Origin of the sequence: Desulfosporosinus shakirovi, from assembly GCF_020595055.1 — a bacterium.
In the GTDB taxonomy this organism is placed as follows: domain Bacteria; phylum Bacillota; class Desulfitobacteriia; order Desulfitobacteriales; family Desulfitobacteriaceae; genus Desulfosporosinus; species Desulfosporosinus shakirovi.
Window position 1 is genome coordinate 1 of record NZ_JAJDOO010000097.1, and the last position, 609, is coordinate 609.

Genomic DNA, 609 nt, shown 5'->3' on the forward strand with positions numbered 1-609 from the left:
GCGTGCCTTTTGTAGAATGAACCGGCGAGTTACGGTATGTAGCGAGGTTAAGGTGAGAAGCCGGAGCCGAAGCGAAAGCGAGTCTGAAAAGGGCGAATAGTTACATGCTGTAGACCCGAAACCGTGTGATCTACCCATGGCCAGGGTGAAGGTGGGGTAAAACCCACTGGAGGCCCGAACTCACTGTCGTTGAAAAGGCAGGGGATGAGCTGTGGGTAGGGGTGAAATGCCAATCGAACACGGAGATAGCTGGTTCTCCCCGAAATAGCTTTAGGGCTAGCCTCGATTGATGAGCTATGGCGGTAGAGCACTGAATAGGCTAGGGGCCTTACCAGGTTACCGAACCTTATCAAACTCCGAATGCCATAGGATTTAGATCGGGAGTCAGACTGTGGGGGATAAGCTTCATAGTCGAAAGGGAAACAGCCCAGACCATCAGCTAAGGTCCCCAAGTATACACTAAGTGGGAAAGGATGTGGAATTGCACAGACAACCAGGATGTTGGCTCAGAAGCAGCCACCATTTAAAGAGTGCGTAATAGCTCACTGGTCGAGTGGTTCTGCGCCGAAAATGTAACGGGGCTCAAGTGTATCACCGAAGCTATGGCTT

At 51.4% G+C, this 609-nt stretch carries 1 rRNA gene; it reads left to right on the top strand.

Annotated elements, in window-relative coordinates:
* A 23S ribosomal RNA gene (locus tag LJE72_RS25965) occupies positions 1-609 on the top strand; the annotation flags it as partial.